Origin of the sequence: Halobacillus halophilus, from assembly GCF_020171985.1 — a bacterium.
Lineage (GTDB): Bacteria > Bacillota > Bacilli > Bacillales > Halobacillaceae > Halobacillus > Halobacillus halophilus_A.
Genome location: NZ_JAIVAL010000014.1, coordinates 131,842 through 140,667, shown reverse-complemented (window position 1 = coordinate 140,667; position 8,826 = coordinate 131,842). Strand labels below are relative to the sequence as shown.

10 protein-coding genes and 1 riboswitch are annotated in these 8,826 nt (G+C 42.7%); of the genes, 9 read left to right on the top strand and 1 reads right to left on the bottom strand.

The features are described 5' to 3' along the window. Window positions 1–243: 243 nt before the first annotated feature. The 4 genes from LCM11_RS18360 (at window position 244) to LCM11_RS18345 (ending at window position 4,302) form a co-directional block, all read left to right on the top strand. Window positions 244–1,083 carry an SDR family oxidoreductase gene (locus LCM11_RS18360; RefSeq protein ID WP_224895719.1) on the top strand — a complete coding sequence of 280 codons (840 nt, stop codon included), beginning with the start codon at window positions 244–246 and terminating at the stop codon, window positions 1,081–1,083. 57 nt (window positions 1,084–1,140) lie between these two features. Then, window positions 1,141–1,890 carry an alpha/beta hydrolase gene (locus LCM11_RS18355; RefSeq protein WP_224895718.1) on the top strand — a complete coding sequence of 250 codons (750 nt, stop codon included), beginning with the start codon at window positions 1,141–1,143 and terminating at the stop codon, window positions 1,888–1,890. Window positions 1,891–1,980: 90 nt separating this feature from the next. Then, a riboswitch (TPP riboswitch) is annotated at window positions 1,981–2,079 on the top strand. A gap of 81 nt (window positions 2,080–2,160) precedes the next feature. Next, window positions 2,161–2,727: an energy-coupled thiamine transporter ThiT gene (gene thiT / locus LCM11_RS18350; RefSeq protein ID WP_224895717.1), complete on the top strand. Its 567-nt coding sequence runs from the start codon at window positions 2,161–2,163 to the stop codon at window positions 2,725–2,727. Window positions 2,728–2,853: 126 nt separating this feature from the next. Beyond that, the gene (locus LCM11_RS18345; RefSeq protein WP_224895716.1) at window positions 2,854–4,302 is read left to right on the top strand and encodes a phospholipase D family protein; all 1,449 of its coding nucleotides are present in this window, start codon (window positions 2,854–2,856) and stop codon (window positions 4,300–4,302) included. A 35-nt stretch (window positions 4,303–4,337) separates the two neighbouring features. Here LCM11_RS18345 and LCM11_RS18340 read toward each other — a convergent pair whose 3' ends face one another. Further along, window positions 4,338–4,688 carry a general stress protein gene (locus tag LCM11_RS18340; RefSeq protein ID WP_224895715.1) on the bottom strand — a complete coding sequence of 117 codons (351 nt, stop codon included), beginning with the start codon at window positions 4,686–4,688 and terminating at the stop codon, window positions 4,338–4,340. Window positions 4,689–4,832: 144 nt separating this feature from the next. Here LCM11_RS18340 and LCM11_RS18335 point away from each other — a divergent pair, with 144 nt between their 5' ends. The 5 genes from LCM11_RS18335 to LCM11_RS18315 all read left to right on the top strand — a co-directional run bounded on the left by LCM11_RS18335 (window position 4,833) and on the right by LCM11_RS18315 (window position 8,781). Next, window positions 4,833–5,708 (top strand): DUF1028 domain-containing protein, encoded by an 876-nt coding sequence (locus LCM11_RS18335; protein ID WP_224895714.1) that lies wholly within the window; start codon window positions 4,833–4,835, stop codon window positions 5,706–5,708. A gap of 445 nt (window positions 5,709–6,153) precedes the next feature. Continuing rightward, window positions 6,154–6,558: a DUF4181 domain-containing protein gene (locus LCM11_RS20580; protein ID WP_224895713.1), complete on the top strand. Its 405-nt coding sequence runs from the start codon at window positions 6,154–6,156 to the stop codon at window positions 6,556–6,558. Window positions 6,559–6,594: 36 nt separating this feature from the next. Beyond that, complete coding sequence (locus LCM11_RS18325; RefSeq protein ID WP_224895712.1) at window positions 6,595–6,795, top strand: hypothetical protein; 201 nt, start codon at window positions 6,595–6,597, stop codon at window positions 6,793–6,795. 146 nt (window positions 6,796–6,941) lie between these two features. Beyond that, window positions 6,942–7,526, top strand: coding sequence for a metalloregulator ArsR/SmtB family transcription factor (locus LCM11_RS18320; RefSeq protein WP_224895711.1), 585 nt, complete (start codon window positions 6,942–6,944; stop codon window positions 7,524–7,526). Window positions 7,527–7,599: 73 nt separating this feature from the next. Then, window positions 7,600–8,781 (top strand): MFS transporter, encoded by a 1,182-nt coding sequence (locus LCM11_RS18315; protein WP_224895710.1) that lies wholly within the window; start codon window positions 7,600–7,602, stop codon window positions 8,779–8,781. Window positions 8,782–8,826 lie beyond the last annotated feature (45 nt).

Sequence of the window (8,826 nt, the reverse complement as noted above, 5' to 3'; positions counted from 1 at the left end):
AACATGATCGGTGAGATCCCGCAGGGCTGTTAAGCCCGAGGAAGCTCAGCACATGCCCGCGGAAAGCGAGCCGTTCCCTGGAGCCCCTTTCTCCACACAATATCTCGAAACGGAGTCTTAAACAAACCGGCCCTTTAGCTGAATTAGTTATCAAATTAGCAAATACTTAACGGAGTTGTGAAAAGAAGGGGAACATGTGGGCTTTATAGAAAATCTAAGAGACGCTGATTAGGAGGCGATAGGATGGAAAAAACAGTTTTAATAACGGGAGCTTCAAGCGGTTTTGGTTTTCAGACAGCCGTAAAGTGCGCAGAACGAGGGTTCCACGTAATTGCAACTATGAGAAATATGGATAAAGCCAAAGCATTTTTTTCAGGAGATCTAGATGAAGACATCACTCGACGCATAGAAGTCTGGCCGCTTGACGTGACCGATTCTTTTTCATTGTTTGATTTCGAAAATAGGGTACAGCAAACGGAACGAATTGATATATTAGTCAACAATGCCGGATACGCTTTAGGTGGATTTGTTGAGCAAGTTCCTATAGAAGCATTCCGACGTCAATTTGAAACGAATCTCTTTGGTGTCATTCGTGTAACGCAAGCGGTTCTCCCGGTTATGAGGCGGCAGCGAAGCGGGAAGATTATGAATGTCAGCAGCGTGAGTGGGTTAATTGGCTTTCCGGGATTATCTGCTTACGTTGCTTCCAAGCATGCACTTGAAGGATTTTCCGAGAGTCTGCGGCTGGAGATGAAACCATTTGGTATTGATGTCGCTCTAATTGAGCCTGGATCCTATCAGACAAATATCTGGTCCTCCGGAATGGAACTCCCCGAGGAGACGCACAACCCAGATTCTCCTTACGCTGAATACATGAAAGACCTCTGGACTGCCATGCAGCAGGGGAAAAAGAGTGACCCAGGGGAAGTGTCCCAACTCATGACCAGGCTGGCCGGCAAAGACCACTTATCCAGACTTAGATACCCGATCGGCCCGGGAGTAAGATTTACGATTATCATGAAAAGGGTCCTGCCCTGGGCTTGGCTTGAAAAACTGATTCTGAGTCAAATACGATCCTCTTAGTTTCATAATCCAAAATCTGGGTAACAGTACTGAAGGAAATGAAAGGGGAGATTAGGCATGACAGAACCCATCGTATTAAAAGGAGCTGAGGAGATCCGCTTTGAAGGAAATGAAGTAGGAATTCTCATCTCGCACGGATTTACCGGAACGACTCAAAGCATGAGGCCTCTGGCTGAAGCTTATGCAAAAGAAGGATACACCGTTTGTGTTCCGCGATTAAAAGGTCACGGAACAACACCTGAAGACATGGAAACCACGTCTTATGAGGACTGGATTAAATCGGTGGAGGATGGCTATCACTGGCTGAAAAATCGTTGTGACATGATTTTTGTGGTTGGTTTATCCATGGGAGGTACACTGGCTCTTCATATGGCAAAGAAATTCCCGGATATTAAAGGCGTCATTCCTATCAATGCGGCTATTAAAATTCCAGCAATGGAAGGAACGGTCGCTATGGAAGAGCGCTTCATAGATGCTATTGGTTCCGATATTAAAAACCCGGAAGTAGAAGAACTGGCTTATGAGAGAACGCCTGTACGTTCAGTCAACCAGCTGCTTACTTTAATGAATCAGGTCGAAGAAGGAATGTCCGATATTCATTGTCCGATTCTCATTTTTGTATCGGATGAAGATCATGTGGTTCCGCCTCATAATTCAGAGATGATCTTTGACTCCGTTTTTTCTGAACATAAAGAAATTGTACATTTAGAAAACAGTTACCATGTGGCTACACTCGATCATGATCAGGACTTAATTATTGAGAGAAGTCTTGAATTCTTTGAAATGTATGCCAAGACCATGGGGTAACGGTCTGATCTCCACTTAGTAAAAGAGAGATTAGTTGAAGAGTTAACGGAAAACTACTATAATATGGAATATCAAGAAAAGTAACGGTATAAAGCCTTCAAGGGGAGCCCTCCGGCTGAGAGTGAACGATGTTCAGACCCTTCGAACCTGTCAGTTAATACTGACGCAGGGATGGCGGCTTTTTTGATGGTGCAATGCAGTCGGGAATCCTCCATCAGGAAGCTTCCCTTTGGCATTGCTTTTTTTGTGTCTTTAAAAGGAGAGGATACAATGCAAAATAGACGAGTATTATTTATGGTAGAGGTGGCGATTTTCTCAGCACTTGCTATCTTGCTGGATATTATTCCGTTTCTATCCTTTAAACTCTGGGCTCAGGGCGGATCGGTATCATTCGCCATGGTTCCGGTCTTTATTATGGCTTTCCGCTGGGGCGTGAGAGGCGGAGTATTAACCGGATTCTTACTAGGATTCTATCAAATCCTGACCGGAGCCATCATTATCACGCCTATGCAAACCATCATCGACTACATTCTTGCTTTTGCGGTCATTGGTCTTGCAGGAGTGGTAGCCAAACCGCTTTGGCATTCGATTAAAGAAAATCATAGAAAATCGTTAGTCATGTGGATCGCTACCGGCTGTCTTATTGGCAGTTTCCTTAGGTTTATCGGCCACTTCATTGCCGGCATTATATTTTACGGAAAGTTTGCTCCAGAAGGTCAGCCTGTTTGGTTATATTCCCTGCTCTACAATGGCGGCTATATGCTCCCTGCCTTTATCCTGAGTGCCCTGGTTGTCAGCCTGCTCTTTGTGAAGCGTCCCAAGCTAATCGTAAGATAAAGAAAACCCTGACTAGAGTCCCTCTCTCTAGTCAGGGTTTTTTAGGTGTATTCACCTATTATTTACCAGGTTTGAGCCAAAAGGATTAGGGCTAAACTGTAAAGTATTTAAAAAGGGGGGAGTACCGTGAAGAAGCTTAAGAACTTACATAAAAGCAAGGTCTTTTGGATTATAATGGCATTTATACTTATTCTTTCTGTGATGATTGGTTATCACACATCCTGGAAAGCACTTCCGGAAGGTGTGTCTTATGAGGGGGATGTTCATTCCATGGATGATATTGAATTCTTTTACGACCTGACTTACGAAAATGAATCGGGTGAAACGGTGCACGACAGGCAGATCTTCCAGGAATTAAATAACACGATTGCAGAAGCAGATGACTTTATTGTCGCAGACATGTTTTTATTTAATGGTTATACGAATGGAGAGAAAGATTTTCCCGCTATCTCAGAGAATTTGGTTAACGCGATTGTCCGGCAGAAAGAAGAAGTTCCGGAGCTTAAAGTCGTCTTCATTACCGATCAGATTAACACGATTTATGGGTCCTATGAATCGGAAACCATTCGCCGTTTGGAGGATGCAGGCGTGGATGTGGTTTTAACTAATTTAAATAAGCTTCGTGATTCCAACCCTGTATACTCCAGTATCTGGCGTTTGTTCTTCTCCTGGACAGGCACAGAAGGTGAAGGCTGGATCGGTAATCCGCTGGCTAAAGAAGCACCGGATGTTACCTTACGCTCTTATTTAAAACTTCTGAATATTAAAGCCAACCACAGAAAGCTGCTCGTTACCGAGGATGCGGCTATGGTTTCGACAGCCAATCCTCATGATGCTAGCGGCTATCATGAGAATGCAGCATTTAAGATGGAAGGTCCGATTATTAAAGATATCTTAGAGGCAGAGGAAGCAGTGGTCAATTATTCTGGAGAAGCCGACTTCCCATCGTATAAAAATCGCTCCTGGGAGAAACAGGAAGGTGACTTGACGGCTCAGTTTGTTACGGAAGGAAAAATCTATCGCTCGATCCAGGAAGAGTTGAAGAAAGCCGGAGAAGGAGATGAAGTGTGGCTCGGCATGTACTACTTGTCGGATCGCAAAATTATAGACCTTCTGGATAAGGCAGCGGATCGCGGGGCAACCGTCAATATTGTGATGGATCCAAATAAAAAGTCCTTTGGGCATGAGAAACCCGGGCTTCCTAATCTGCCGGTAGCAGCCGAAATGCAGCGGCTTGGAAATAACAACATCAACCTGCGCTGGTATGATGTCAATATTGAACAGTACCATGCAAAAATGCTGTATATCAATAAAGGCAGCGATAGTGTAATCATCGGTGGTTCCGCAAATTACACCCGTCGAAACCTTGCGAATTTAAACCTGGAAGCGGATGTAGTCATTAAAGGAAACTCGGACGAAGACGTATTTCAAGAAGTAGACCAATATTTCGATCGTATCTGGAATAATGACAGCGGCCATTACACAGCAGACTATAAGGAATACAAAGGGAACTTAACACTTGTACGCTACATTACGTACCATCTGCAAAAATGGACCTGGTTTACTACCTATTAAAAAAAGCTCACTGACATCGTCAGTGAGCTTACCTTTTAGTCTAATATGCCTGAAGCTTTCTCCTGGTCGGTCAGGATTAAAAGAACTTTTCCTTCATCCATATCCTCTTCGTATTCTTCAGCTTCAGACTCTGAGAATCCGATTTCTTCAAGCTTCGTACGCAGCTCGTCACCTTGTTTACTGAAAATGTTGCTGATGATGTTGGTGAAATCCTGTTCAGAGAACCCGATCGTGTTGGCATCCACGTTATTCGCGATTCGTTTGGTGCGGTCGTCGTCATGAGAAAGAATGTAAATATCGGTTGGATGAATTCCATTATCCTGTAATGATTTAACATCCTGCATTAATTTTTCATCATTGCTATATTCTCGAATCATCGGTTTCATTCGTATCATCTCCTCTTTTCCATAATGATGTACAGTAAGATAAATACCCGTTCAATTATTATAGAAACATAGGAATGTTCTCTTTTCTTTAAGAAGGATTTAACAGGATAGGAGTCGAAAAAGTACGGAATGGAGGGAAAAATGATGAATAAAAATAAATCGAATATTATCGCTACGTTTTCTATCGCAGGATTTGATCCAAAAACTGGAGAGTTAGGAGTGGCCGTACAGTCGAAATTTCTAGGAGTAGGTTCGGTTGTTCCCTGGGCCAAAGCGGGTGTGGGAGCAATTGCGACCCAGGCTTTCGCTAACCCTTCTTACGGACCGAATGGACTTTCCCTTCTTGAAGAAGGCTATACAGCGAGTGAAGTAATTGAGAAACTGACGTCAGAAGACGAATTTTCAGCAGATCGTCAGGTAGGAATTGTAGATGCAAAAGGAAATACCGCCACTTTCACGGGTGATCAGTGCTATGAATGGGCAGGTGGCATAACCGGAGAACATTATGCGGCACAGGGAAATATTCTAGTCAACAAAGAAACGGTAACCCATATGGGGCGTGCTTTTGAGGAAGCTGCGGGGTCTCTCGCTGATCGTTTGCTGGAAGGTTTAAAAGCCGCCCAGGAAGCTGGAGGAGACAGCCGCGGGAAACAATCCGCTGCCATTTATGTGGTCAAAGATAAAGGCGGGTACGGCGGCTTGAGTGACGTTTTTGTGGATCTTCGGGTAGACGATCACCCTGAGCCTATTCAGGAACTTTCACGCATTTATCAACTTCAGCAGCTTTATTTTGGAGAAACGCTTGAGGAGCATAGGTTACCCGTGGAGGGAGAAGTAAAAGCGGATATTATCGCTCAACTTCACCGGTTAAACTACATGGAAAGCGTCGATTTACCAGACTCCGACATGTATGATGCGCTAACAGCTTATCTGCATACGGAAAACTTTGAGGGTAGAGAACAGGAGAGAGGCTGGATCGATCAGAAAGTCCTTGCCTTCATGAAAAACCAGAAAAAGTGATCAGCTTATGAGACAGGCAGAATCAATTTCGAGCAATTGAGTTGTAAAGAAGGTCCATCTGGGACGAAGAAACAAGTAATAGAAAATACATGACTATTCAATAAAATGGATAATTATGTTAAAATAGTACGTACAAAAGTAATAAAGGTGGGTTTCAGGATGGGGTTCATAATAGCAATCCTGATGATTGCAGCACCAGCCTTGTTTCTTGTCAGTTGGGGGAAGTCAGGCTATGACTGGGGTACGTTTGAAGAAGACCGTAAAGAAAAGTGACGCTTATCAGGTAAGTTCAAAAGATACGAAACGGAAGCCCCAATGAGTTATCATTGGGGCTTTTTGTCTTTCCGTTTAGCTTATATTCGAAACAATTTACCTATAGGCGTAAATAAACAACACTTTTAGAGGTTTTTTATTTTTGGTCTATCATTCTAATTCGGAGTTGATAATGTTGCAGAAAGGTGTAGCAGTTTATTTTTTTGGACTGGATTTTTTTATAATCCTTGCAATATTAAGTATTTTTCTGCTGGGTATCCCAATTATTGTGCGAAACTTATTGGGTGCAGATAAGAAGAAATGGTTTTCCAATAATCATATGAATGAGTTTCATAAAAAAGTGGACTCGAGATTTCGTGCTATATTTGTTATCCTCATTTTCGCATCGTTACCGTGGAGTATAAATGAGCCATTGGTTATATCGGGCATGTTGGCCCTGTTTACAATAGTCCTGCTTGGCTTGCAGACTTTCGCAGAATGGAAGTTCTCATCTAACAGACAGAATTTTAAAGTTTCGCTAATCGAAATCGCACTATTTTTAATAGCTTTTCTAGGTGTAGTATTCTGGTTTAGCTAGAAGAAATTTTGAATAAGTAAAAAATGAGGGGCATCAATGAAAGATCTAAGAGATAAAATCTATGGAAGCATATTGGTGACAGCGGGAGTAATAATTGGAATCACTCTGGTGTTGTCTTATTTTGGCCTTTTTGAAGATCTTCGAATGCTGCGTACGCTGATCGTCGCAGGTATGATCGTACTTATTATCTTCACTCTGGTTCGGTGGAAAGAACAATTAGATGAAAAATATAAATAGCAGTTAACTATAAAGTTTCAGCTTAGATCAGACTAAGCTGATTTTTTATTAGGTTATAAAAAGAAAAATCGTCATTGACTTTATTTGATGATTTGATTAACATCTAATTAGATGTTTAACTAATTAGATGGAGGGAGAGAATTATAATGCAGTTAGATAAAATGGTGGCCTTTCATAAAGCTGCTGGCGATCCAACACGGTTACGGATTATTGCTCTGCTTAGACAGGGGCCGCTTCATGGTCAGGCTATCGCAGGAAAGCTAGGACTTCGGCCGCCGACGATTACGCATCACTTAAAGAAATTAAGGGATACGGGAATGGTTTACTCACGCCGCGATAAAAACACGATATATTTTTATCTGGATGAAAAGAAACTTACATTTATGGCAGAGGCTGTAACACGAATAGGAGATGAACAGGTGAAGGCTGATAAAGAATGGCAGATAACAGAGAAAGAAGAGCGTCAGATTCTTCAAAACTTTATCACGGTAGATGGAAAACTTAAGCAGATGCCCAGCCAGTTAAAGAAGCGTGTCGTTGTGCTGGCTTATTATGTTAAAGCATTCCAGCCGGGAAAAACGTATGAAGAGAAAGAAGTGAACGAATACATTCGCACGTTCTTTGAGGATTATGCTACGGTGCGAAGAGAATGGATTATGCATCACTTTATGTATAGAGAAAACAATCGTTATGAACTTAACCCTCAAGAAATGTGGCCCGTTGTTGTTTAATGATGACGCGGGTCTCTTTTTTTAAATAACTAATTAGATGAGTATCTAATTTCAAATAATGGAGGATCTAAGAATGTTAGTAAACCATTCATACCGCCGGTTGTTTTATTCAGGAATCATTAGTGGGACGGGGGACAGGTTCAGTCAAGTCGCCTTGTTGACCCTTATTCTGCAAATTACCGGCTCAGGGGTGGCCGTGGGAACCGCATTAGGCCTTAGAATTCTTCCATACCTTTTTCTTTCACCGCTTGGTGGAAAAGCGGCTGACCGAATCGACCCAAGAAAACTTATGATAGCTGCTGACTTGCTTCGGATTCCTTTTGCGCTTAGCTTTACTTTGATTGAATCGGATGAGGATATGTGGATTGCTTTCACAGGTATTTTAGTTCTGTCGTGCGGAGAGGCTTTTTATCAGCCGATTCGAAAAAGCACAATTGGAAAGGTAACCGAACCTTCACAATTACCCGTAGTTAATGGACTGGAACAATTCAGGACCGGCGTTGTGCTAATTTTAGGGTCCGTAACCGGGGGAGCTGCTGCCTATTTTTTTGGAACGGATATAGTATTTACGTTTAACGCCGTGTCCTTTGCTGCAGCCGCTATACTCATTAGAAATCTGGAAGTAGAGAAAAACCCTGTTCAGGAGGACTTTGAATTTCAAGGCATAGAGATGAAGGTCAAGGACTGGATGAGTACAGGTATTCTTCTGGCCGTCATAATTCAATGGACTGGAGCAGCGATGGACGGAATTTTTAACGTGCTGATCAGCATCTATGCCGTACAAATTTTTCTGAGCGGAGAGCTCGGTGTAGGTCTTCTTTATGGTGCTCTTGGAACGGGACTCATGACGAGTTTTTTCTTAATGAAGGTTGTGAAGCGTCATCTGCTGCTCTTCTCCGTATTTGCGCTTATCTTGGAAGGGGTTCTGCAGGGGGCAGCAAGCCAGGCGGGAACCTTATATCAGCTTATGATCTATTTTTTTGTGATAGCTCTGATCGGCGGAATGGCCGCAGCTTTCCTGGATACACTCGTTATGACAAGGATTCCTTTCATGCGGCAGGGGAGTGTGTTTGGGGTTATTGAATCGGGTTCGAATGTAATCCTTGGCATGATGATGGTAGTTGGCGGATTAGCAGTAGACATGTTTCCTGTCAGGATTGTAGGGTTTACAGGCGGGATGATCGGGTTTGTTGGCGGGCTTATTCTATGGATGTGCTGGTTGTTCAGGCATAAATATTTGAAAAAACAGTCATAAGTTGGAACAATAGGGGATAGCTACCAGTGTGAAACTGGGATGCTT